This is a genomic window from Polaromonas sp. (assembly GCF_016185115.1).
Taxonomy (GTDB): Bacteria; Pseudomonadota; Gammaproteobacteria; order Burkholderiales; family Burkholderiaceae_C; genus Polaromonas.
In genome coordinates, this window is the sequence record NZ_JACPOF010000015.1 from 420,884 (window position 1) to 443,431 (window position 22,548).

Annotated in this window: 21 protein-coding genes; 13 read left to right on the forward strand and 8 right to left on the reverse strand. The window is 52.3% G+C overall.

Annotated elements, in window-relative coordinates:
* Positions 1-13: 13 nt before the first annotated feature.
* The 7 genes from HYX42_RS08495 to HYX42_RS08525 all read right to left on the reverse strand — a co-directional run bounded on the left by HYX42_RS08495 (position 14) and on the right by HYX42_RS08525 (position 7,342).
* Positions 14-709, reverse strand: a complete 696-nt coding sequence (locus tag HYX42_RS08495; protein ID WP_293401805.1) for an ABC transporter ATP-binding protein — start codon at positions 707-709, stop codon at positions 14-16.
* Positions 709-1,452, reverse strand: a complete 744-nt coding sequence (locus tag HYX42_RS08500; RefSeq protein ID WP_293401807.1) for an ABC transporter ATP-binding protein — start codon at positions 1,450-1,452, stop codon at positions 709-711. The genes HYX42_RS08495 and HYX42_RS08500 overlap by 1 nt, the downstream gene beginning before the upstream one ends.
* Positions 1,449-2,390 carry a branched-chain amino acid ABC transporter permease gene (locus HYX42_RS08505; RefSeq protein WP_293401809.1) on the reverse strand — a complete coding sequence of 314 codons (942 nt, stop codon included), beginning with the start codon at positions 2,388-2,390 and terminating at the stop codon, positions 1,449-1,451. Before HYX42_RS08505 ends, HYX42_RS08500 begins: the two co-directional genes overlap by 4 nt.
* 4 nt (positions 2,391-2,394) lie before the next feature.
* On the reverse strand, positions 2,395-3,255 hold the full coding sequence (locus HYX42_RS08510) for a branched-chain amino acid ABC transporter permease (RefSeq protein WP_293401811.1): 861 nt from the start codon (positions 3,253-3,255) through the stop codon (positions 2,395-2,397).
* 80 nt (positions 3,256-3,335) lie between these two features.
* Positions 3,336-4,553: an ABC transporter substrate-binding protein gene (locus tag HYX42_RS08515; RefSeq protein ID WP_293401813.1), complete on the reverse strand. Its 1,218-nt coding sequence runs from the start codon at positions 4,551-4,553 to the stop codon at positions 3,336-3,338.
* A 591-nt stretch (positions 4,554-5,144) separates the two neighbouring features.
* On the reverse strand, positions 5,145-6,356 hold the full coding sequence (locus HYX42_RS08520) for a Gfo/Idh/MocA family oxidoreductase (protein WP_293401815.1): 1,212 nt from the start codon (positions 6,354-6,356) through the stop codon (positions 5,145-5,147).
* Entirely contained in the window at positions 6,353-7,342 is a 990-nt protein-coding gene (locus HYX42_RS08525; protein WP_293401817.1) for a PDR/VanB family oxidoreductase, read from the reverse strand. The genes HYX42_RS08520 and HYX42_RS08525 overlap by 4 nt, the downstream gene beginning before the upstream one ends.
* A 131-nt stretch (positions 7,343-7,473) precedes the next feature.
* Between HYX42_RS08525 and HYX42_RS08530 the strand changes: the two genes are divergently transcribed.
* The 13 genes from HYX42_RS08530 (at position 7,474) to HYX42_RS08585 (ending at position 21,583) form a co-directional block, all read left to right on the forward strand.
* Entirely contained in the window at positions 7,474-8,784 is a 1,311-nt protein-coding gene (locus HYX42_RS08530; protein WP_293401819.1) for a Rieske 2Fe-2S domain-containing protein, read from the forward strand.
* Positions 8,785-8,820: 36 nt separating this feature from the next.
* Entirely contained in the window at positions 8,821-9,801 is a 981-nt protein-coding gene (locus HYX42_RS08535; RefSeq protein ID WP_293401821.1) for a tripartite tricarboxylate transporter substrate binding protein, read from the forward strand.
* A gap of 70 nt (positions 9,802-9,871) precedes the next feature.
* Positions 9,872-10,864 carry an ABC transporter substrate-binding protein gene (locus HYX42_RS08540; protein ID WP_293401823.1) on the forward strand — a complete coding sequence of 331 codons (993 nt, stop codon included), beginning with the start codon at positions 9,872-9,874 and terminating at the stop codon, positions 10,862-10,864.
* 131 nt (positions 10,865-10,995) lie between these two features.
* Positions 10,996-11,985 carry a tripartite tricarboxylate transporter substrate binding protein gene (locus HYX42_RS08545; RefSeq protein ID WP_293401825.1) on the forward strand — a complete coding sequence of 330 codons (990 nt, stop codon included), beginning with the start codon at positions 10,996-10,998 and terminating at the stop codon, positions 11,983-11,985.
* Positions 11,986-12,045: 60 nt separating this feature from the next.
* The gene (locus tag HYX42_RS23225) at positions 12,046-12,846 is read left to right on the forward strand and encodes an amidohydrolase family protein (protein WP_366931146.1); all 801 of its coding nucleotides are present in this window, start codon (positions 12,046-12,048) and stop codon (positions 12,844-12,846) included.
* A gap of 173 nt (positions 12,847-13,019) precedes the next feature.
* Positions 13,020-14,141, forward strand: a complete 1,122-nt coding sequence (locus HYX42_RS08550) for an ABC transporter substrate-binding protein (protein WP_293401827.1) — start codon at positions 13,020-13,022, stop codon at positions 14,139-14,141.
* Positions 14,142-14,190: 49 nt separating this feature from the next.
* Positions 14,191-15,060, forward strand: a complete 870-nt coding sequence (locus HYX42_RS08555; protein WP_293401829.1) for a branched-chain amino acid ABC transporter permease — start codon at positions 14,191-14,193, stop codon at positions 15,058-15,060.
* The gene (locus tag HYX42_RS08560; RefSeq protein ID WP_293401831.1) at positions 15,060-16,835 is read left to right on the forward strand and encodes a branched-chain amino acid ABC transporter ATP-binding protein/permease; all 1,776 of its coding nucleotides are present in this window, start codon (positions 15,060-15,062) and stop codon (positions 16,833-16,835) included. The genes HYX42_RS08555 and HYX42_RS08560 overlap by 1 nt, the downstream gene beginning before the upstream one ends.
* A complete protein-coding gene (locus HYX42_RS08565) occupies positions 16,828-17,526 on the forward strand; it encodes an ABC transporter ATP-binding protein (protein ID WP_293401833.1) in 699 nt (232 codons plus the stop codon). The genes HYX42_RS08560 and HYX42_RS08565 overlap by 8 nt, the downstream gene beginning before the upstream one ends.
* Positions 17,527-17,576: 50 nt before the next feature.
* Entirely contained in the window at positions 17,577-18,401 is an 825-nt protein-coding gene (locus HYX42_RS08570) for a TauD/TfdA family dioxygenase (protein ID WP_293401835.1), read from the forward strand.
* A 15-nt stretch (positions 18,402-18,416) separates the two neighbouring features.
* Positions 18,417-19,580 (forward strand): hypothetical protein, encoded by a 1,164-nt coding sequence (locus HYX42_RS08575; RefSeq protein ID WP_293401837.1) that lies wholly within the window; start codon positions 18,417-18,419, stop codon positions 19,578-19,580.
* Between the two features lie 8 nt (positions 19,581-19,588).
* Positions 19,589-20,302: a GntR family transcriptional regulator gene (locus tag HYX42_RS08580; protein ID WP_293401839.1), complete on the forward strand. Its 714-nt coding sequence runs from the start codon at positions 19,589-19,591 to the stop codon at positions 20,300-20,302.
* 312 nt (positions 20,303-20,614) lie between these two features.
* Positions 20,615-21,583: a tripartite tricarboxylate transporter substrate binding protein gene (locus tag HYX42_RS08585; RefSeq protein WP_293401841.1), complete on the forward strand. Its 969-nt coding sequence runs from the start codon at positions 20,615-20,617 to the stop codon at positions 21,581-21,583.
* 28 nt (positions 21,584-21,611) lie between these two features.
* Here the strand turns inward: HYX42_RS08585 and HYX42_RS08590 are convergent, their stop codons facing one another.
* Positions 21,612-22,517: a LysR family transcriptional regulator gene (locus tag HYX42_RS08590; RefSeq protein WP_293401843.1), complete on the reverse strand. Its 906-nt coding sequence runs from the start codon at positions 22,515-22,517 to the stop codon at positions 21,612-21,614.
* Positions 22,518-22,548: the final 31 nt, after the last annotated feature.

A 22,548-nucleotide genomic window follows, 5' to 3' on the forward strand; every position in this document is an offset into this window, starting at 1 on the left:
CCTTCGCCGCTAACTAGACACTTAGATGAGCGCTAAGCACACCATCATCGTGTTTGAGCATTTCGCTGCTACCCACGAAGCACACTTGACCTTTGGATAGCACGTAGTGGACATCTCCGAGTTCTAGTGCCGCACCAAGATTCTGCTCGACCAAGAGGATTCCAAGTCCCTCCTTGCGGAGGCGTTTGACGATTTCGACTATTTCCTGCACGATAAGCGGTGCAAGCCCTTCGGAGGGTTCGTCTAGGAGAATTACTTCGGGATTGAGCATGAGTGCCCTGGCAATAGATACCATCTGCTGTTCACCACCGGATAGTTGGAACCCCAGATTGCCACGACGCTCCTGCAAGCGCGGGAAAAGTTCGTAGATACGCGTGAGGTTCCAGCGATTGTCCTTTCCTGCACGAGCAGCTACCGTTAGGTTTTCTTCGACGCTCAGACTTGGAAATACACCGCGTTCCTGTGGCACGAACCCAAGACCCATGCGTGAGATTTTGTGCGCAGGCCTACCGCTAATGTTGCGTCCTTGGTAAGTAACCGTTCCGTTTCGTGGTGCTAGGTAACCCATTATTGTCAGGAGCGTAGTTGTCTTTCCAGCGCCGTTTCGGCCCAAGAGTGAGGTCACCTTCCCAGCGTGGACTTCTAGCGATACGCCGTGAAGGATATGACTGTCACCGTAGTAGGAGTTGATGTTGTTGACTTGGAGCATCAGTGCTTTCCTCCCAAATAGACTTCGCGGACACGTGCATTGCCCTGAATGTCCTTCGGTTTTCCGGTGGCGAGAATTTCACCGTAGTACATAACTGTGATGGTGTCTGCAAGCGAAAAAACGACCTTCATGTCGTGTTCGATCATGAGCAGAGCAAGCGAATTAGGTAGTGATCGGATCAAGTCGATCATGCGGTCAGTTTCCGCGGGCGACATGCCTGAAGTCGGCTCGTCTAGCAGCAGTAACTCAGGCTCCGCTGCCAGAGCTATCGCAACCTCAAGTTGGCGTTGTTCGCCATATGACAGGTTGGAAACAGGCCTATGTATCTCGTGCGTTAACTGGATCTGTTCCAGGATCATGTCAGCGCGTTCACGTTGTGCTGTGCGTATTGAAACGCCTCGAAGACACTCGTACCATCCACCCGCTTTGGCCTGTACCGCGAGCCGTACGTTTTCCTGAACATTGAGGCTACGAAAAAGGTTGTTCTTCTGGAATGTGCGACCGACCCCCAGCTGACAAATGCGGTCGGGTGCGGCACCAGTGATATCTATCCCCTTAAAAAGTACTCTGCCTGACGTGGGCTGTAATTGCCCAGTCAACTGATGTACCAAGCTAGTTTTACCCGCGCCGTTCGGCCCGATAATGACATGCCGCTCCCCCTTGGCCACCCTGACATTTACATCTCGCGTAACAACTAAGCTCCCAAAGGCCTTGCATAGGTTTTCAGTTTTCAGTAATGTCATTTGCGTTTCCCCAGCGCGGACAGCACACAGTTGATCAAGTAGCCCCACACACCTTGACGCAAGAACATGACAGAAAGGATAAATGTGGCACCTATCCACAGCATCCAATACTCATTTTTCGAACTCACTATATTTTTAAGTAGCAGAAAAATAGCAGCACCAATAGCGGGGCCAAATACGGTAGCGCTTCCCCCTAGCACCACCATAATGATGGCGTCGCCTGATAAAGCCCAATGCAATATGTCAGTCGACACGAAGGCATTGAAGAATGCATAAAGTGCACCTCCCACACCGGCTAAGGTCCCTGCGATTGTGAAAGCCAGAAATTTGAAGCGCTGCACCGGATAGCCGATAGCTCGCATGCGTTGCTCGTTGTCCCGAATGCCGATAAAGATGGAACCGAGTGGAGAGTGAACAAGGAGGTGTAAGAACCCCAGGACCATAAGAAAGCCCACGGCAACCACGGCGTACCTGGCTACAGCATCGTCCAGACTCATTCCGAATAGTGTTGGACGCACAAACCCCGTGAGGCCGTCTGTTCCGCCCGTAACACCACGCCACTTGAGTGCTAACGAAAACAGCAATTGGGAGAACGCCATGGTCAGCATTAGAAATGGGATGCCGCTAACCCGTATGCAGAAAAGTCCTACAAATCCTGCTGTCAATGCGGCCATAGCAATGCCGGCGACCATGCCCCACCAACCAGAGATGCCGAGATGAACTCCCAACGCGATGACCGTGTAAGTTGATATGCCAAAGAAGGCTGCATGCCCGAACGACATTAGGCCGGTATAGCCTATGAGCAAGCCTAGGCTCATCGCGAAGATGCCGTAGATCAGAATTTCCGCGATGATGCCCAGTGCGTAGTCGCCGGCGAAGGGGCCCAGCGCAAGTAAGACGCACAGAGTTAAAAATATGGCGGGTTTGAAAAATTTCATGTCATCACCTCGCAATTCCGAACAGTCCCTGGGGTCGAGTCAACAACACGATGACCATGAGCAGATAAATCATGAAGAGCGAGTAGTTGGGGAAATATGCCTTACCGAACGTATCAACTACCGCAACCAAGATACTCGCCACCAATGCGCCGCGAAGGCTACCCATGCCGCCGACCACGACTACAATGAACGCGGGAATGAGGATCTCAATGTCCATGCCGAGGTACACGCCAAGAATTGGACTGGCAACGACACCGCCCAATGCGGCCAGTCCCGCGCCAAGCGCAAAGATGCTGCCAAACAGCAGAGGAACATTAATGCCAATACCTGACGCCGTGTCTGCGTCATCAACTCCGGCGCGTACCATTGCGCCAATACGGCTGCGTTCGAGAAACCACCAAAGCAATCCAGCTATCAATCCACCAAATGCCACAAGAAATAAGCGATATTTAGGGATGAATATCCCGGCCACTTCGATAACACCGGAGAGACCTTCAGGCGGAGATATGTTGCGGATCTCCGGTCCCCACAGATAGTGGCTTATATCGGCCAGCACATAGATGAAGCCGAACGTCAGGAGCACCTGGTCTAAGTGGCCCCTGTTGTAAAGAGGCTTAATGAAAAATCGCTCAATAAGCGCGGCCAGGATCACGGCGGGTACCCAACCGACGCCGAGCGCGAGCCAGAAATTGCCAGACCACTGAATGATGCTGTAAGCAGTAAAGGCTCCAAGCATGAAAAACGATCCATGCGCGACGTTGACCACATTCATCAAGCCGAATATGAGCGAAAGTCCGGCAGCCATGATGAAGAGAAGGCTGCCGAACACAAGACTATTGATGAGCTGGGTGATGATGAAGTCCATAGCACCTTCGATGTTTTGAGGGAGCCGCCGCGACACCTCCTGAAGTAAGCAGTGAGGCGAGCGCTGGGATACGCTGATTCTCAGTAAGGCTTGTTAACCGGCTCGACAACGTTTGGGATTGTGTGAATCACCTTGTTGGTAAGCCGTCCCTCAACTTCGGCCACCTCGCGGAGGTAGACGTTCTGAGTAGGGCTTTGCGTGGCAGCGTTGAAACGGAAAGGACCGCGCGGCGCAGCTAGACGAACGGCAATCATCGCCGCACGTAGTTTGTCTTTGTCTTCGGTGTTGCCGTCGACGGCCTGAATTGCAGCGTGTAGCACCTGCCCAGCGACGTAGCCATATTCACTGTAAACGTTGGGGTACTCGTTGAATTTCTTACGATAGTCGGCTACAAATTTCTTGTTGGCCGCGTTATCAAGCGTGTCCGCGTAGTGGAGCACGTTGATTGCGCCCAGTGCGCTCCGACCTTGAGCTGGCAAGGTGTCGGTGTCGAGCATGAAACCAGACCCTGTCAGTCGAGAGCGCTGTTTCAGACCGAACTCGTCATACTGCTTGACAAACCGCACTGCGTCAGTGCCTGCGTAGAACGAAAACGAGGCAGGTGCATTTGCGTTCCGCATTGCTGCCAGGTAAGAACTGAAGTCATTGTTACCCAGTGGCGGATAAATTTCTTGGATAACTTTCCCTCCCTTCGGCAGGAAGCCAGCTTTGAACTCGGCGAGGGATCCACGGCCACCCGCGAAATCTGAGGCGGTCAGCAGGACCTCTTTTGAAATATTGTCGTAAAACCATTCGCCCATAGCTTGGTGAAGGGTGTACGTCGAGACCGAGCAGCGAAAAAAATAGGGCAGTTGCGTGTAGGAGAGCGCTGCGACACCCGCGCCTGAACAAAGCATGAAGGCCTTGCTCTGCCGCAAATACTCTACTGCCGCCATAGCAACATTGCTGGCCTGAAGACCAGTAATGATGTCGCATTTGTCGCTCTCATGAAGCTTGCGTAGCTTCTGGAGTCCTACCTGCGGATTAATCTCGTCATCCTCTCTCAGGATTTCGATTTTTCGCCCGGCAATAGTGTTTCCGATCTGATCGAAATACAGCTTCATTCCATTGAGATTGCTATTGGCAAGCGCGGCGAAAACCTTTGAGAAGGAGTTCAGATTGCCAATCCGTATTGGAGCGGTGGTCTTGGCGAGAACAGTAGGGGAAATACCACCTAAGACAGCGGCGCCGAGCGCTCCCGTGCTGGTGATGAAATCGCGTCGAGAGATTCCGCTCGAGTTTGAGAAATTATCAGACATGTTGTCTCCATTTATATGGCCAAATAAACGCTGTCACCTGTATCCGTTCGCTGCGGAGCTGGGTGTCGGGCCATTCTATGGAGCGCAATTTAGGTCGCAACTCGTAACATGGAACAACAGTTATTCCCAAAGTCCCCAAGTGACGCAGGGAACTTCAAATGCTCCCCGAATACCTAGACGAACGGTGATTCTGTGCATGTTGTGATCGCTTACTAACTTTTCCGCGTCGGTCGGACGGATTTAATTGCCCATTGGCCGCCCAGGAGTAGGGGTAAGTAATGTCGGAGAGCTGCAATAAGCTAAGGGGCATTGATAACTCGCCCGCCAAATAACAGAGGACCGTGGATCTTGCAAAAGTAAGCTCACATCACCAAAACTTCGCATCGAATTCCAGTTCGAAGGCAGTACTTATTTTGAGAGCTGGACGCCGTGTTAAGTGGATGGTGCTTGAAGCAGTCTTACCGCAAGACATGACTGGCTTACAATTTTTAGCTTGCAGAGTACTAATGAGACTGATTTCAGCGTCACTATCCACATAAGCAAGTCGGTACTAGTGATCCGACGAGTAGCCTAAATAGGGTGGCTAAGATCTCACTGATGTAGGAGGGGTTGATAAGGTGTCTGAGTTGGAGCTTGATAAGCCAGTGTTTCAATGGCGCCGGATTCTGCAGAACTTAACAGCTTTAGGCATACCTCAGTGGTGGCACGAGCCCACACACCGTTATGCACTGGTGCAACACCGTGCAGAACTGCATCTACAAGTTCATCTATAACTTCTTTTCGTGGAATGTCGGGAGGCGCCAATGGCTCGACCTTGTACTCATAGTCCGTGAAGATTTCGATTCCGGTGGCCGTAGGTCGCAGATCTCCTCCTTCGCAGGACACTATAAAGTTCCCAAAATGCTGATGGGAAAACTGCGAGGTAGTTGCCGGTGTCTGATAGAGCTTTCCGCCGTAGTTGCGGGCCGCTTTCAAATTTGCTTCTTCGCGCCCATCTCTGTTGACCAAAAGACGTCGGCGTGCCAAGCCGTAGTCGCCGGGAACTTTGCGTTGTCCCATCTCCCCGATGTTTTCCAGCAGCAGGTCGGAATCAAAATGACCATAGCCACTGTAGGTCGCGGAAGCAAAAGCCCCTCCCTCAAAACCCAGAAGCGCCGAATAAGCGCCTTCAGTGGGTCTCGATTTATCCCACATGCCCGTGTGAGCCTGCACGGTTTTTACCATCCCGCCGCCTAACAGACGGATGATGTCGATTTGATGGGTCGCTTGACTGTGTATGACGCCACCGCCCTCTTGCGTTCGCAGTTCCTCCGGACGTCGCGGGCGGTACAGAAAGTCGGTGAAATTAAACGCATGAATCATCTTCACTTCGCCCAGCTCGCCGCTGTCTATCAATTGGCGAGCGCGTTTGATCGGAGTGTTAAAGCTATGACTATGGCCAACGATTAAATGCTTGTTGGCCTTTTTTGCGGCCTCGATCATCCGCGTACATTCATCGAGGGTCAGAGCCATAGGTTTTTCCACAAGCACATGTTTTCCACAGGAAGAGGCTAGGCATGCATGGTCTGCGTGAAACTGGTGAGGCGAGGCGATATACACGACGTCAACTAATGGGTTGGTGCAGAGTTCCTCGGCTGATTCATAGGTGATCGCGCTGAAGTCTTTGCTGAACTGAGCCCGTGCTTCGGGCAGCGGGTCGGTGGCCGCAATGAGCTTCACTCGTTTGTCCTGGAATGTTTGTAGCATGAGCGTGAATGCGCGTCCCAAGCCGATCACCCCGATGTTTATTGCCGCAGAGCTCATAGGTCAAGAACCAGTTCAGGGGACTTTGCTCGAGAAACGCAAACCATGATGTTGTCTTGCTTTTCCTCCTCGCTCAAAACCATGTCACGGTGCTCGACCTCACCTGCAACAAGCCTTGTCCGGCAAGACCCACACGTGCCACTTTCACAGGAACTCGGGACCTTTATTCCCGCGCCTCGCAAGGCCTCCAGAATGGTTTGGTCTTCGGCTACTTTTAATTCGAGACCGCTCCGTTGAAGCTTTACCCTGAACGCGGTATTGGCGGCATAAGCTGCAGCGTCAATACCAAAGCTTTCGAAATGTATTGAGGCGGTTGGCCAGTGGCCGGACATGTCTGCGACTTCCTCCATGAGACGGCGCGGCCCACAACAATAGATGTGTTCATTTGTAGGCGTCTCAAAAATGGGCCAGAAGTCATAAACGTTCTCCCTGTCACCACGGTGGTAATGCACGTCAACCTTGCCCGCGAAGGTTGGTCCATTCAACTCATCGAGAAACGCAGCGCTCTCTGAGCAATTAACCGAGTAGATAAGCCTGAAGTTATCGTTGCCCGAAGCCTTGAGGTGCCGCATCATGGACATGATTGGGGTAATGCCGATACCTCCGGCAATAAATAAATACTTGCTCGCCCGCTCGGTCAGCTCAAAGTTGTTCCGTGGTGCGCTAATTTTTAGCGACGCACCATTGATGACGTCATCAGCCATGCTGACCGATCCGCCTCTTCCTTTCGCGTCCCGTTTGACTGCGATTTGGTAGCGGTTCGTCTCGGCGGGGTCATTGCAGAGTGAATAGTTGCGGCGCATCCCGGCTGGAGTTTCTACTGTGATGTGTGAGCCAGCAGTGAACGCAGGCAGGGACTTGCCCTCCGGGTCAGCAAGTTCAAACAGATAAATGGATTCAGCCAGCTTACTTTTGCTTGCAACCCTGACCTCAAAAAAATCGGGCTCAGGTTGTTGGGCGTGGCCTGGATTGGGGTTAACGATCATCGCGAATCTCCTTTTTGGCTTGACAAAATCAACTGTTGGAATTATTCTTAGGAGCCTAAGAATAATTGATTGACCATCTTTTGGCAAGCTCAATCGATAGTTTGCAACCCCCTACATGAAGGACTTTCCCTATGTTGAGTAACGAAGAAAATGATTTGCTCTGCCGCGTCGAAGGTAAGGCCCCAATGGGGCAGTTGATGCGCCGCCACTGGACCCCTGTGTGCTTGATAGAAGAGGTTAGCGAGCCAGATGGCAAGCCCGTCAAAGCGCGGGTATTTGGCGAGGACCTTGTGGTGTTCCGTGACACGAACGGTCGGGTTGGTGTGATGGACGAGTATTGCCCTCACCGCCGAGTTTCGCTGGTCTTCGGGCGAAATGAGGACTGCGGTTTGCGCTGTCTTTACCACGGCTGGAAGATGGATGTGGAGGGCAACGTTCTGGAGATGGTGTCTGAACCGGCCAGCAGTGGTTTTGCACAGAAGGTCAAGCATCTGGCGTATCCAGTTGAAGAGTGGGGCGGTTTTGTTTGGGCTTATATGGGACCGGCTGAGACTAAGCCGGAGTTCCAACCGCCAGCTTGGGCACCTACCGCCGATACAAAAGTCACCATCGCAAAGGCGCTCATCCCGTGCAATTGGGCTCAAATCCTGGAAGGTGCGATCGACTCCGCACACAGTTCAAGCTTGCACTCTTCGGACATGGTTCCGGCACGTGTTGAGGGCGCGCAGGCCACCGATACGAACTGGCTCCGTCCATCAACCGATAAAGCTCCTCGAATGCAAGTGGAGCGCGGCTCCTATGGGTTCAGGTATGCAGCGATTCGGCGTCCGATCAAGAATGCAGCCACGAATGAGTACATACGGTCCACTGTGTTTGTCGCTCCGGCAACTGCACTCATACCACCTAACAATCTTTATAACGTTGCGAACATAAACGTTCCGATGGATGACACCAACACCGCGTTCTATTTCATTGCATGGGGGCATCCCGATACGACGCCTGACACTGCCACATGGCGGAAATTTCTGGGGCAGCAGGTCGGTGTGGATCTTGATGAGAACTATGTCCCGCTACGGAACCGCGCCAATAGTTTTTGGCAAGACCGCGCCGCAATGAAGGCCGGAAACTTCACTGGTATTACAGGCTTTCCCAATCAGGATATCGCCATGTGGGTGACCATGGGGCCGATCGCGGATCGTACGCATGACCGGTTAGGTGCAAGTGACTTGGCAGTGGTTGAGTTTCGCAAGCAAATGATCGAGTCAGTGAAGGCATTTCAGGAGGGGGCCCCGGCTATTGGCGCGGGTGACCTTCGGATACCTCCAAGCGTAGTTGCTTATCAAGCCGTCATTCCAAAAACAACCGACTGGCGCGCGTATGAAGCCCGCTATGTCTGGGACGACAAGTCGGCACCGGCACTGGAGCCGAGCTATTCAGTCTGACAGTCATACCGAAGCCCTTAACTTACAGGTGAATAAATGAACAACCGCCGAACACTATTAAGCACAGTTGCCCTGCTCCTGGCTTGCAATATCTACGGATCTGGAGCATGGGCTCAAGATCGTTATCCCAGTCGTCCGATCAAGTTTGTCGTTCCATATGCGGCCGGCGGCTTACCTGACACTGTTGCGAGAATTTTTGCGCAAAGACTAGGTGATCGGCTGGGGCAATCAGTGGTGGTCGATAACAAGCCAGGAGCAAACGGTGTGGTGGCAGCCCAGACATTGGCGTCGTCGCCAAAAGATGGCTATACGTTTCTCGTGACTGATGGATCCATGTTCTCCATCAATCCCGCGATATATAAGAAGCTTGGCTACAGCTACAAGGAAGATTTTCTGCCCGTGTCTCTGGCGGCACGCGGGCCGCTATATCTTGCTGTTAATCCCAAGGTTCCAGCCAATACCTTCCAGGAGTTTGTGGCTCTTGCCAAATCCAAACCGGGAGGACTGAACTATGGTTCGTCTGGAGTGGGAAGTACTCACCACTTAACAATGGAGGCCCTCAAGGCGGCACTTCATATTGAGCTTACCCACATACCGTTTAAGGGGACTGGCCAGTCTGTGCCTGCGTTGGTGGGTGGGGAAATTGACGTCTTGTTTTCAGCGTTGCCGTCGTTGTCAGGGTTTGTGAAATCTGGGCAGGTAAAGCTCCTTGCCGTGAACTCGGCTAAAAGAACTGTTCAAGAACCGAACACGCCTGCGATCTCCGAAACGATCCCGAATTTCGACTTTGCGCCGATCGTGGGGATACTTGCCTATCGTGGCACGCCAGCTTCAGCCATTAACAGAATCGCCTCAGAAATGGCACAAGTAGCGAAAATGCCGGAATTAGTCTCCACCCTGAGTAACGCTGGAATCGAAGCAATTGGTGCTGGTCCCGCGGACTACAACAAGGCGGTGCTTTCCGAAAATGCCAGGTTGGCCAAAGCAATCGCCACCGCAGGTATTAAAGCCGAATAGTGTTGTAACTGGTATTGCCTATTTGCCGGCTTGGTCCGGCTCTTTTTTTGTTCATTTCTTTCGCCTCAATATGTCAAAACTCAAACTCACCTTCGGCTGCTGGAATTACGATCGCACACGGGCCCTGATGGACGGAAGCGTGCAGCCGGATGGCATTGATCTCAATTACCTCAACATGCCGGTTGAAGAAACCTTCTTCCGCATGCTTCGGCACAAGGAGTTTGACGTGGCCGAGATGTCGCTGTCTTCATACAGCGTGTCGATGTCCCGTGAGCCGCGCCCATTTGTAGCTATTCCAGTGTTCCCCTCTCGTTTCTTCCGCCATTCATGCATTTACGTCAATGCAAAATCCGGCATCCGTGAAGCTAAAGACCTGATCGGTAAGAAAGTCGGTAACCCCGAGTATCAGATGACAGCTCCGGTCTGGATTCGTGGCATCTTGTCGGATCACTATGGCGTACCTGTCGACAGCGTTACTTACTACACCGGTGGTGAAGAAGAGCCAGGCCGTTCTGAAAAGATCAAACTGGATTTGCCGTCCAACATCAAGGTGCACAGCATTGGCCCCGAACAGACGCTGGCCCAGATGCTGCTTGATGGCGAAATTGATGCGCTGTATACGGCACGCATGCCGTCCAGCTTTTTGAAGGGTGGCGGCAAGGTCAAGCGCCTGTTTGAGGATTACGAGCAGGTGGAGCGCAACTACTTTGGGGAAACAGGAATATTTCCAATCATGCACACCGTGGCGATTCGCCGCGATGTCTATGAAGCCAACCGCTGGGTGGCGCGTTCCATGATGAAGGCACTTGAAGAATCGCAAAAGCGCACCTATGAAGATCTCTATGAAACTGCGGCGCTCAAGGCGATGCTGCCCTGGCTAACGTCACATGTCGAGCAGGTCAAAAAAGAGATGGGTGAAGACTTCTGGCCCTATGGTTTCGAGAAGAATGAGGAAACACTGCGCACCTTCCTGCGCTACCACTTTGAACAGGGCCTTTCAAAGCGCCTGCTCAAGCCCGAAGAACTTTTTGCCCCCGAAGCGCTTGAAGCCTTCAAAATTTAAGTCTCTGATTGTCGCCGTCGGCGTCTTTTTCTCGACCTTCCTCGTAGCGCCTGTCCCAACTCGCATCCGAGCCCGTCAATGTCGCCTGTAAAAGCACCGACTAAGTCGTTGCAACTAAAGCTTATAGACCTATGAGAAACTTCTCTCTGCGCTTTATTACCCAGTCTGGGCTGTTGCTCGCTGCGGCTCTAACGTTTCCCTTTTGCGCCTTGGGGCAGGCGAACCAATACCCAGAACGCCCGGTAATACTAATCGTCCCGTTCGCTGCAGGGGGAGGTGGGGATTTGTTGGCTAGGCTTGTGGCTGATCCGTTGTCGCGTGAGCTCCAGCAGCCTATCATCATTGATAACAAGGCTGGCGCCGGCGGCAACATCGGCATGGTCGCTGCCTCCAGGGCAGAGCCGAATGGTTACACACTTGCGTATGGCACAAATGGGATGATGGCCATTAACCAGTGGCTTTATAAAAATCCGGGTTTCACTCCCAAAAGTTTTGAACCAATTTCCCGATTTTCAATGATTCCTCTTGCACTCGCAGTGGAAAACTCTGCATCGTTCAGATCTGTACAAGAACTAATAGAGTTCGCCAAAAAAAATCCCGGAAGGCTGACATGTGGCTCAGCGGGAAATGGCACGTCAACACATATCAGTTGTGAGTTGCTGAAACAGATGGCTTCTATTGATGTCGTACACGTGCCATACAAGGGCAGCGGTGCAGCCATGACGGACTTGCTTGGTGGTCGGATTTCGTTTGTCATCGATATTGTTCCAAATCTGTCCGCGCAGGTTGCGGCGGGCAAGGTTCGCTTGTTAGCCGTGACAACAAAGTCCCGACTTGCAGTTGCGCCCAACGTACCCACCTTCGATGAACAGGCTGTAAAGGGATATGAGTTTTTTGCGTGGGATGGGCTTTATGCGCCCAAAGGAACGCCGAAGGCTATTGTTGACAAACTGAGTGAGGCAGTACGGAAGGTTCTTCAATCACCGACGACTCAAAAGATGCTTGCCGACAGAGGTGCCGTCCCCGCTGGAACCACCTCTGCTGAGCTTGGCCGCTTTGGAGCATACGAATTTGAGCGGCTTGGACCAATCGTCAAATCTTCCGGTGCATCTTTGGATTGATCCATGGAGCCGACAACCCGCTCTCAGGTTGAGAGTCTATTGGCGTCAATTCGTGAGCGCATGCCTCTTGGTGCTTGGGATACTCACTTTCACACACAAAACGCGCCGGGCACCAGTCACCATTTGCCTGTTGAAGCCGCGCGGACAATGCATAGGTCGATTGGTGTACAGCGCGGTGTAATGGTTCAGTCGCGTCTGCACGCCGCAAGAGACGAAGACTTCATTGCGGACTTGGAGTCTGTGCCCGAGTGGCGTGGAGTAGCACTCATTACTGAGTCCACCACAGACGCAGAGTTAGATCGCCTACACGCCGCAGGGGTGAGAGCCATTCGCCTAACCTACGTCGGATTTCTCAATCGCAGACCTTCTGTTGAGAGCTTTCGGCGCGATGTACAGCGTGCTGCCGATAGAGGATGGCACTTGCTCCTGCACCTTGAGCCGAATAATCTCCTGGAGCTAGCCGGCACGATTGCAAGCCTGGAACTGCCGGTGGTCCTTGACCATTGCGCACATATCCGTACCGGGAAAGGCCTCGACCAGCCTGCCGTTAAAACGTTGCTGGCCTTACACCAGCTTCCGCATTGCTGGGTGAAAATTTCAAGCTTGGATCGGTGGGCTCCATCAGGTGCTCCGGCTTACTCCGAAGCTATACCGTTGGCCCGAGCAGTACTCGCTAATGCACCTGAGCGCGTGTTGTGGGCAACCGATTGGCCCCACGTTATGTACAAAGACCCGCGAAATTCGGTAGATGAACCTCCGGCGCTAGGCGACTTGGTGCAATTGCTCTTTGCCAGTGTCGGCGATGACGACTCTCTCCTGCATCAGGTTCTCGTGGACAACCCTCTACGCCTCTATTCCTAAGTTTGGCTTCGGCCATCCCGTGAAAACTTTAGAGGCGCGAGCGCAAATGTCAAAATGCATGCAAAAAAGTCAATTCATAGGGTTTATACCGTCATTAATCAGCGTTAATGCATGCAAAATTCCGATAAATAGTTAGAGTCCTAACAAAATTCCACACTTATCGGAGCGTTTTTATGAATACACGTCGCAAATTTGGAGCTTTCTTAACTGCAATCGGCATGGCTTGTCTCGGTGCATTCACTTTGACTGCCCACGCTCAGAACATCAAGATTGGAGTGCTTTTTCCAACTAAAACCATTAATGGCAAACAAGGCGTTCAAGGCGCGCAGTTGGCTGCCGACATGGTTAATGCATCCGGTGGTGTCCTTGGCGGGCGGAAACTCGAAGTCGTGGCCTACGACACCAATTTGAATCCGGTGGATGGCGTGGCTGCAACGCAGCGATTGATTGACCAGGATCGAATCAAGATCATTACCGGTGAGCTGAGCAGCAGCGTTGCGCTGGCGGTGATACCCGTAATCAAAAGCGAAGGAGCCATGTTCATCGCGGCCGTTCCGAAGCATCCCGACGTCACCAAGTCGGGCTACGACAAGGTCTTCCGCTTGAATTCGACCAGCACCATGGATGCCGCCGCCTTTGATGCAATCCTGAAAAGGAGAGCCCCTGCAGGGAAAAAGGTCGCATTGATTGCTGAGAACAATGACTACGGCCGCCTTACCACCGATGCCTACAAGAAGTTGTTTGGTTCGCAAGTGGCATTCGCGGATATGTTCGCGATGACCCAGACCGACTTCAATTCCAGTGTGACTAATCTGCGCCAAGTTAATCCTGACTTGACCTGCATCGGTAGTTCTAATGCAGAGCAATGGAGCAGCATATTGCGGGTCATGACCGAGTTCAAGCTTCAGACGCAGCGCTGTATCATGCCGGGCTTCATGAATATGGATGGCGTAAAGCTCGCCGGTGGAGCCGCTGAAGGTTTGTTCAGTGCCGACATCTATACCCCAACGATCAGCACGCCGCTGAATCAGCAATTCGTCAAGGCCTACCAGGCAAAAAACGGCAAAGCCCCTGAGAAAATCGAGGCGTTGGCGTTTGAAGCTGTCTGGATTGCCGCCGAAGCGATCAAGAAGGCTGGTACCGCGGACGATATGACCAAGCTTGCGACCACCATGCGCGCAGGCACCTGGAACACTCCCCGTGGTACTGTGAAATTCGACGCCCAGGGACAAGCTAGCTCTGGGGACCTGTTGAGCCTGGAAGTGCGCAATGGCGCAATCGTTCAGGCCAAATAAGAACCAATGATTGGGGTAGCGCGGTCCTTCAAAGTACTGCGCAAAATTCATGATTGATCTACTTATCCAACAGCTCGCCAATGGGCTGGCTCTGGGCATGTGCTACGCCTTGGTCGCACTTGGACTTACGCTTGTGTTTGGCGTGTTGCATGTCATTAATTTTGCGCACGGAGAGTTCTATATGCTCGGTGGCGCCTCCGTCGCACTACTGTCATCGAAAGCCGGCGTCCCCTACGGCTACGCATGTGTTGCGGCCATCCTCATCGTTTGCGTGGTCGCGTGGGTCGTTGATCTTGTGGCTGTAAAACCTGTGCTGGAAAAGAAGGACGGCATTACCACTGTGCTGTTGACGACCTTTGCGATCAGCCTTTTGCTCGAACATGGTGCGTTGGGATTTATCGGACCCGCTCCAATTCGCGTAGATGGCTTAGAGGGTTCGCTTGAGGTTGGCAAAATTCTGATGACCTGGCAGCGTGTGTTGGTGATAGTAGTCGGCATCGTGTTGCTTTGCGGAATAGAGCTGATCCTACGGAAAACACTCCTGGGCAAAAGAATTCGTGGAGTCGCCCAGAGCGCGCATGCCGCGCGTGTTGTAGGCATCCGAATCGACGCAATCAAAACTATCACTTTTGTAGGTGCGGCAGCAACCGCGGCGCTTGCCGGCAGTTTGTTGACACCTATAGTCTTGTTCACACCGGTTATGGGTCAACACATTGTCATCAGCGCATTTGTGATTGTGGTTATTGGCGGTATGGGAAATGTTTCTGGTGCTGTCATCTGTGGACTTCTGCTTGGAGCCGTGGAATCGCTGTCCAGCGTTTTCCTTCCACAAGAACTCGCAGCCGCTGCTATCTACGCGCTTTTGTTGCTTACCTTATTGGTTAGGCCGCAAGGATTGTTTGCAAAGGGGCGTAGATAGTGCGCTACTTCGTTTGGACCATTTCCATACTGTTGCTCGCGGCAGTAGTACTTGCAACCCCTTTGCCAAATTACTACCTCGGAATATTGGTTTATGGCGTAGTGCTTGGACTCCTGGGAACAAGTGTCAATCTGACACTCGGGTACATCGGGAATATATCGTTTGGCCACGCTGCATACTTCGGGCTGGGTGCATATACGGCCGGTTTACTAAGCACCCTGGTGGGTGTCTCATTTTGGTCAGCCGTTGCTATTGCCGTTTTTCCGGGTGTGCTGTTAGGAGCCTTGGTGGGTTTCGCTTCTATCCGCGTGGGTGGAGCGTATTTCGCGATCGCAACCCTCACGGTGGCAGAATTTTTGAGGCTCGTTACCCTCAATTGGATAGACCTCACGCGAGGTCCGCTCGGCATCCTTGTTCCGCGTCCAAGAATCGGCTTTCTGGACGGAATGGGCCTGGATTTCCAGCGCTACTACCTTCTTATTTGCATCGCATGCCTGCTATTGAGCCTGTTCATCATTCGCAGATTACTTAATAGTCCGTACGGCCGTGCGTGGGCAGCCATAAAGGAAGCCCCTGAGTTGGCGGAAAGTGTGGGCATTCGCACGCTGAAATACCGTGTTGCCAACACTGCTCTTTCTGGTGGACTGGCAAGTCTTGCGGGTGCACTTCTAGTGCCAAAAATTCTGGTTCTCACGCCGGATCTGTTTGGCTCGATGACATCAGCAACAGGACTTCTCGTAGCCATCCTCGGCGGTAAGGCTACGCTCATTGGTCCAATCTTAGGCGGATTGGTATTCGCGGGCTTGCCCGAGGCATTGAGATTTGTGGACCAGTATCGAATTGCAATTTTTGCCGCTTTGCTCCTGATCTCTATACGCGTGCAGCCGGGCGGCATCATGGCGATGATTCCAAGGCGAACTCGCAAGAAAGTGAAACTGCCCACTGCAGCAATTGAGTTGATGCCGGTCTCTGAGCGCGTCCATACCGACGTAGCCATGACTGTGGAGGGGATCGGGCGTTCATTCGGCGGTCTTCGCGCGGTGGATAACATCTCATTCGAGGTCGTGAAAGGTAATCTTGTCGGGTTGATCGGGCCGAATGGAGCTGGCAAAACAACCTGCCTGACCCTGTTGAGTGGCTTTGTATCGGTAGACACCGGAAAGGTAGTGCTGAATGAACAGCCTATTTCGGGCCGGCCTGCACACTGGGTGGCAGCCCAAGGAGTCGTTAGAACTTTCCAGCAGGCTTTGGTTTGCGGGCAACTTACCGCTTTCGAAAACGTACTGATTGGTACCCACCTGCACGGCACCGAAAGCATTGTCTCCTGCGTGATCCAGGGAGCAGCATTCAGGAACAGAGAGCGCGCGCGCATTCAATTGGCCACCCAAAGCCTAGCTTTGGTGGGGTTGCTTCACCGGGCAGACACCATCGCGGCGGATATGCCATACGGTGAGCAAAAGATGTTGTCTATTGCCATTGCCCTCGCCGCACAGCCGCGTCTCTTGTTGTTAGATGAGCCAGCCGCCGGCTTAAACCACACCGAGGCAGCGGGCCTTGCGAGCGTATTGCTGAAGCTTCGCGGCGCTGGATTGACGCTGGTTGTTGTGGATCACAACCTACGGATGATGATGAAGTTGTGCGACAGGATGATTGTGATGCATGCCGGAAAAAAGCTTGCGGAGGGCAGTCCAGAAGAAGTCCGTAATCATCCGGAGGTGATCCGGGCATACCTTGGTGAGCGTAAGCATCAAGTGGCTGGAGACGCATATGCTTGATGTCCAAAACCTTGTTGTGAACTACGGCGCAGTTCAAGCCGTCAGGAGTGTGGACCTAAATGTAGCCACAGGTGAAGTGGTCGCCCTTATCGGGGCAAACGGCGCCGGTAAATCTTCCATACTGAAGGGCATCGCAGGGCTTGCAAATGCCGGTGGGCATGTGATGCTCAACGGCAGGAAGCTCCAGGGCCTTCCAACCTACAGACGCGTGGCCTTGGGGATCGCTCTTTCGCCCGAAGGCAGGCACGTCTTTTCTGGTTTAACGGTGCTCGAAAATCTCGAGCTTGGGTTTCGCAAAATACCAGGTGTAGATCTGCATAGCCGGGTGAATGAGATGTTTGCGCTTTTTCCCAAGTTGCGTGAGCGTGTTTCCCAGCAAGCGGGACTTATGTCAGGCGGTGAACAACAGATGCTGGCGATTGCTAGAGCGCTGATGTCCTCGCCGCAAGTCCTCATGCTTGATGAACCGACTCTGGGCCTGGCACCGATCATTGTGCAGCAGCTGGAAGATTTGCTCCTCAATCTAAAAAAAACTGGACTGGCTGTGCTGCTTGCTGAGCAGAACGCCGAAATGGCGCTTAATTGTTCCGACAGGGCTTATATCCTTGAGACCGGGGAAGCCGTAAAAAATGGTGTTAGTTCGTTGCTTGCAAACGATCCTGTCATTCAGGAATCGTTTCTCGGAATTTGATATTCGTTGAATCTAATCTGACCTAATCAATCTTTTCTAAGGAGTCACCAATGACAATTTCTTTCACACCCATTACGAGCACCGTTGGCGTGCGCGTAGAAGGTTGCGACTTGGGTAAACCGTTGGATGAAGAGACAGTAACCACTTTGCGGCAGAAGATGCATCAACACGGGCTGCTGCTTTTTAAGCACCAAGACATCACGGACCAGGATCAACTGCGATTTGCAAAGTATTTTGGCAACATCTCTAAACAGGGGCCAATTCAGAAGACTGCTCCCGAAGTCACCTACGTTTCAAACACCCGATCCGATGGGACTTTTGGTAAGGGAGAACTCAGCTTCCATTCAGACCAGTGCTATTACCAGCACCCGATGAAGGCCATCATGCTGTACGGCCTTGATATTCCTAAGGTTGGCGGTGAAACCTTGTTTGTGAATGTCGCTGAGGTTGTGGCTTCTATGCCAGAGGAAATGAAAAAAGATCTGGCTTCTCGCAAGGTGCGTCACGAATTCGACTACGGCATGCTCGACTATGGTGATGAGATGAAGAAAACGGTCAAGGCCGTTGTCGTGTCTGCAGAACATCCAATCATTGCAAAGCATCCTTGGTCGGACAAGCTCACCCTAATGTCCAACTCCAACACGGCTAAGTGCATTGTTGGAGTTGAGGCTGACGAGAGCCAAAAGATACTCGACATGCTGGACAAAATAGTCAGCAATCCGCAAAACGTATACGCCCACAAGTGGGAAAAGATGGACCTGATTGTTTGGGACAACCTGCTTCTTCAGCATGCACGGAGCAACTTCGACGCCGCCGAAACACGCACGTTACGCAGATGTGCCATTGGCAATGAAAACGAATCAATCAGTGTCTGAAATCAGGGTCAAATGATGTCCAACGAATCCAATAGGACCTATATCGGCCTTCCTACGCCCGTAAGGCACGATATTACAGCTACAAAGTACTTCGTCCAGGCGCTCGATATTTTTTCCCGGGTATTTGCCATCAGGCCTGAAGACAAAGTTCTAATTCTTGCAGATCCACTTCTGGATCCGCGGGTAATCGACGCAGTCATCGGCATCGCCAAATCTAGGGGTGCAACCGCAAGAATTTACATGGAGCCCAGTACGCAAGTTGCAGCTATCCCGGGAGATGTTCACGCGTTGCTTAAGAATGCGACGTTTGTCGTGTCAACCTGGTTCTGTTCGATATTGGATCCTTTGGCAATTGAAATGAGGCGCAAGGGACAGCGCTGGGTCAAGATTACGTATTTTCGTGACTACGATCTTTTGCATACCCCGCAGGCGCGCTTTCCAATTGAAGTCATCGGGGAAATTGTCAGAGCAACTGCGGCAAGGTTCCCAAAGGGACAAAACTTCGACTTGCGATTTACCGACGAAAGGGGCAGCGACTTCCGTATCGCTTTTACCCCTGAAATGTGCGTTAACCAATTGGCTACGAACAGGTGGCGCGGCAAGATGCTGGCCGATGAAGACGGATGCTATGTGCACTATCTGCCTACTCATGGGCCGAACTTTTGGGACCATAACTCGGTTAAAAATGACTTCAGTGCGGTTATCCCAATGTCGGGGGTTTTGTATCCTCAGTGGGCGGTGGGTTTCAGCAAGCCATTTGAAGAGAAGATTGCGGTGCGCTTCAGTGGAGACACTGTCACCTCTGTTGACGGCGAATCGCCCGATGCGGTCATCTTGCGCGAGATGCTGGTCGGCGGCCGCATGATTGAAGGCGGAGGCTGCGGATTTAACCCAAAAGCACCTCGTCACACTGTTTATCCCGCAGGGTCGAACTCACCAGGGGCACTGCACTTTGGAATTGATCTTGCTAAGCCGTCTGAGTACATTCGCAAGGTTATGCCGGATTGGGAGGAACCTCCAGTGCATATGGATCTAATAACTTTTGACTCCACGGTGACTGCCGGAGAAAATCTGTTGGTGGACAAAGGTTTTCTGTGCGCATTACGGGATGATGCAGTTGTGGCAATGGCTAGCCAATACGGCGATCCCATCGAAATTCTCGAGGCTTTCGTTTACTAGGTTTTGAATTGGCATCACAAATTTCAGTTGTTGTAGATGGCTTGAAGCGGAGAATTCTCGCGGGCACCTACGCGCCCGGAGAACGACTGGTGGAACTTCAAGTGGTTGACGAACTAGGGGTGTCTCGAACTCCCATTCGACTGGCATTTGAAGAGCTTGAACGGCAGGGATTTCTGGAGCGCTTACCGACTCGCGGCTTTCGCGTGCGAGGTATATCACCGGATGACATTGCCGACGCGATTGATGTTCGCGGAAACCTAGAAGGGATGGCCGCCAGGCTATTGGCTCAGCGTGGCGCCGGTGATGGCGTTATCGAGGAGCTTCAAATGTGCGTGCGAGAAGGAAGAGAATTACTCCGGGAAGCAAAGGGTAATCGCCATTTGATTGATGCTTCACGGTGGGTCCCAATGAATGGAAAATTCCACTCAATTCTTGTTGCGGCTGCGGGCAACCAGGTCCTCCAAGCAGCTATTGATCTGGTTGGCAAAAATCCCTTGGCAGGTCCAGCCTCTCTTACCTTAAGCGGTGACTTCCCCCAACTTGAATTTAAACTTATTGAGCGTGCGCAAGAAGACCATGAGGATGTGTTGGCGGGAATCGTTGCTCGCGACGGTGCGCTGGTGGAACTCCTTATGAAAGAGCACGCAAGACGCAGTAGGGACAACAAACGGAGATTGCTTGAAGGAGTGAGGCAGGTAATGCAGGACCGTCACGTAGCCTAAGCAGTTAGAGCCCTCAGGCGGTATGTTGCCAAAACCAGCTGCCCTGTACGCCTGATTTAAGCTCAGTTTTCCAGAAATTTAGGTTTTCAGGGTCATAACGAAGAGATCCTAAGCGGATCAAGATCTCTCTCGGCTCTCTTAGCCCCGAATACCGAGAGAGTCTTGGACTTACGGCATAAACAAGTCCAAGTTTTTGTACGCACTCCCCACTCCAGTATCGGAAAACTTAATAGAGCGTATCGTTCCTGCGTTATTGTTTCCTAGGTCAGCTGCTTGCAAACTCTATTGAGACTTAAATCAATAGGAGACAAGATGATCAAATTGCCAGCGCTGGTGCTTGCGTCCGTTTTTTTTCTGCCTGGACTAGGGAAGGCACAGGAAGCCGGGTACCCCACCAAGCCGATCAAGCTACTGGTGGGGGCCACGGCAGGGGGGCCCAGCGACGTCATTGCAAGATTAATGGCACAGAAGCTCAGCTCGGCCTTGGGACAGCAAGTGGTTGTAGAGAACAGGGCCGGGGCTGGGGCGACATTGGCTGCTGCAATGGTGGCTAAATCACCTCCGGACGGCTACACACTCTTCTTGACGCCTAGCGCCCATTCGTTGGCACCAAGCATGTATGAGAAGTTGTCGTTCGACCCTGTGGCTGATTTTGAGTCAGTGGGCGAGTTTGGCATCGTGCCCTTGGTCATGATTGTCAACAAGTCGTTCCCGGCCAATTCCTTGAAGGATTTTGTGAGTCTGGCGCGAGCCAAACCAAACTCCATCAATTTCGGGTCGGGTGGTAACGGCACTTCACAGCATCTTGCTGGAGAACTCTTGATGTCCATTACGGGTATTCAGATGTCTCACGTACCTTATAAAGGGTCGGCATTGGCCATGACTGATTTGTTGGGAGGGCAAATTCAGGTAATCATCGAGCCCCTGTTGTCTGCACTCCCTCAAATTGAGAGCGGGCGAGTCAAGGCTCTCGTGGTGACAGCTCCACGCCGAGCCAGTTCTTTGCCAAATGTGCCGACGACTAAAGAAGCCGGGATGCCCGAACTAGATGTAAGTGCCTGGTACGGCCTGTTGGCGCCAGCCAAAACACCTGAAGGTGTGATTAGCCGGCTCAACGCAGCCCTCAACAGCACCCTTTCCGAACCTGCAACCAAGGCATCCTTGCAAGCACAAGGTGTCGAAGTCGTCTTCGGACCTCCAAAACTATTCACTGATTTAATCGTCAGCGAAATTGCACGCTGGAAACCCATTATCAAAAAGTCCGGCATCAAGGCCGACTGATAACAATTCCCTAAGGTTGGATGTCTTTTTATAGGTCGGAGTGGAGGTCAAAAATCAGACTTCTCAACCATTGATTGGCGGGGTCCTTGTGGTACCGGGCATGCCAGAAAAGGTTGATAGCTATTGTTGGAAGTTTTACTGGATGCGCTACATGCGTCAGGTTGAAAGGCTGCACCATGCTCTCGGCAAGTCGTTCTGGGACTGTCGCCACCATATCGGTTGATTGGAGTATGTGGCCGACTGCTACAAAGTGAGGCACAGTCAGGTTGATTTTCCGCTTGTTGCTCTTGCTGTCAATGATCTCGTCAACCTTGCCATGACCAGTGCCGGCCGAAACGATTGCGACGTGGTCGGCACCGAAAAATTCGGCAGCAGATATCTTGGCTTTATCGAGTTTGTGTCCCTTCCGGAACATGCAGACGTATTTCTGGACGAACAGGCGACGCTGGAAGAAGCTACTCTTTAATTGCGGAAGCAGCCCAATTGCCAAGTCAACATGACCGGCCTCCATTTCGTCCTTCAAATTTGTGGCGGTATTGCGAACGGTACTGATGGTTGTAAGGGGCGCCTGACGGCTAATCTCCTTCATTAAGCGCGGCAGAAAATATATCTCTCCTATGTCTGTCATGCCTAGAGAAAACCGACGCTGGCTGGTTGCAGGATTAAAAGAGGCTTTCTGATTAATCGCGCCATGGATCATGCCAAGCGCATAGCTAACCGACTCTGCGAACTGCTCCGCGAAAGGCGTCGGTTCCATGCCTCTGGGAGTTCGTAAGAAGAGCTCGTCACCTAATAACTTGCGCAGTCGTGCGAGGGAGTTGCTTACAGCGGGTTGCCCCAAGCCAAGATTTTCTGCGACTTTGGTGACTTTTCGTTCAGTCAGCAACTGATCAAAAAGTACCAGCAAGTTCAGATCAATGTCCTTAAGTTCCATATTTTCATTCATTGATTGGGATGATGACGGC

What these genes read in the sequence shown, in the direction of transcription:
- HYX42_RS08545 (WP_293401825.1), top strand. Translation starts at nt 10,996, where the DNA reads ATGAGAAACTTCTCTCTGCGCTTTATTACCCAGTCTGGGCTGTTGCTC.
- HYX42_RS08505 (WP_293401809.1), bottom strand. Translation starts at nt 2,390, where the DNA reads ATGAAATTTTTCAAACCCGCCATATTTTTAACTCTGTGCGTCTTACTT.
- HYX42_RS08525 (WP_293401817.1), bottom strand. Translation starts at nt 7,342, where the DNA reads ATGATCGTTAACCCCAATCCAGGCCACGCCCAACAACCTGAGCCCGAT.
- HYX42_RS08540 (WP_293401823.1), top strand. Translation starts at nt 9,872, where the DNA reads ATGTCAAAACTCAAACTCACCTTCGGCTGCTGGAATTACGATCGCACA.
- HYX42_RS23225 (WP_366931146.1), top strand. Translation starts at nt 12,046, where the DNA reads ATGCCTCTTGGTGCTTGGGATACTCACTTTCACACACAAAACGCGCCG.
- HYX42_RS08555 (WP_293401829.1), top strand. Translation starts at nt 14,191, where the DNA reads ATGATTGATCTACTTATCCAACAGCTCGCCAATGGGCTGGCTCTGGGC.
- HYX42_RS08535 (WP_293401821.1), top strand. Translation starts at nt 8,821, where the DNA reads ATGAACAACCGCCGAACACTATTAAGCACAGTTGCCCTGCTCCTGGCT.
- HYX42_RS08570 (WP_293401835.1), top strand. Translation starts at nt 17,577, where the DNA reads ATGACAATTTCTTTCACACCCATTACGAGCACCGTTGGCGTGCGCGTA.
- HYX42_RS08500 (WP_293401807.1), bottom strand. Translation starts at nt 1,452, where the DNA reads ATGACATTACTGAAAACTGAAAACCTATGCAAGGCCTTTGGGAGCTTA.
- HYX42_RS08515 (WP_293401813.1), bottom strand. Translation starts at nt 4,553, where the DNA reads ATGTCTGATAATTTCTCAAACTCGAGCGGAATCTCTCGACGCGATTTC.
- HYX42_RS08530 (WP_293401819.1), top strand. Translation starts at nt 7,474, where the DNA reads ATGTTGAGTAACGAAGAAAATGATTTGCTCTGCCGCGTCGAAGGTAAG.
- HYX42_RS08550 (WP_293401827.1), top strand. Translation starts at nt 13,020, where the DNA reads ATGAATACACGTCGCAAATTTGGAGCTTTCTTAACTGCAATCGGCATG.
- HYX42_RS08520 (WP_293401815.1), bottom strand. Translation starts at nt 6,356, where the DNA reads ATGAGCTCTGCGGCAATAAACATCGGGGTGATCGGCTTGGGACGCGCA.
- HYX42_RS08590 (WP_293401843.1), bottom strand. Translation starts at nt 22,517, where the DNA reads ATGGAACTTAAGGACATTGATCTGAACTTGCTGGTACTTTTTGATCAG.
- HYX42_RS08585 (WP_293401841.1), top strand. Translation starts at nt 20,615, where the DNA reads ATGATCAAATTGCCAGCGCTGGTGCTTGCGTCCGTTTTTTTTCTGCCT.
- HYX42_RS08565 (WP_293401833.1), top strand. Translation starts at nt 16,828, where the DNA reads ATGCTTGATGTCCAAAACCTTGTTGTGAACTACGGCGCAGTTCAAGCC.
- HYX42_RS08575 (WP_293401837.1), top strand. Translation starts at nt 18,417, where the DNA reads ATGTCCAACGAATCCAATAGGACCTATATCGGCCTTCCTACGCCCGTA.
- HYX42_RS08495 (WP_293401805.1), bottom strand. Translation starts at nt 709, where the DNA reads ATGCTCCAAGTCAACAACATCAACTCCTACTACGGTGACAGTCATATC.
- HYX42_RS08510 (WP_293401811.1), bottom strand. Translation starts at nt 3,255, where the DNA reads ATGGACTTCATCATCACCCAGCTCATCAATAGTCTTGTGTTCGGCAGC.